This is a genomic window from Buchnera aphidicola (Pemphigus obesinymphae) (assembly GCF_026122815.1).
Classification (GTDB): domain Bacteria; phylum Pseudomonadota; class Gammaproteobacteria; order Enterobacterales; family Enterobacteriaceae; genus Buchnera_C; species Buchnera_C aphidicola_BJ.
In genome coordinates, this window is sequence record NZ_JAIWQW010000095.1 from 1 (window position 1) to 403 (window position 403).

The following is a 403-nucleotide window of genomic DNA, read 5'->3' on the forward strand; positions in this document are numbered from 1 at the left end:
GGATGTAATAAATTATGATTCCTTCTTTATGGATAGCAAAAACTGGACTAGATTCTCAACAAACTAACATGAACGTTATTTCTAATAATTTAGCTAATGTCAGTACAAATGGATTTAAAAAATCAAGAGCTATATTTGAAGATCTGATTTATCAAAATATACGACAACCAGGTTCTGACTCATCAGGAGATACAATTTTGCCTTCAGGTTTACAACTAGGAACAGGAGTCAGGCCGGTATCTACAGAACGTGTCCATAGTCAAGGTAACCTTTCTAAAACCGATTCATCAAAAGATATTGCAATCAATGGCCAAGGTTTTTTTCAAGTTCAACTACCAGATGGTAATTTAGCTTATACTAGAGACGGTTCTTTTCAAATTAACCAAAATGGTCAATTGGTAAC

General features: G+C 33.7%; 1 protein-coding gene. It reads left to right on the forward strand.

Going from position 1 to position 403, the window contains the following annotated elements; genetic code table 11:
* Positions 1–14: 14 nt before the first annotated feature.
* Positions 15–403: flagellar hook-basal body complex protein (locus LDP10_RS03265; RefSeq protein ID WP_265197288.1), on the forward strand; the 389-nt coding region annotated here is incomplete at its 3' end.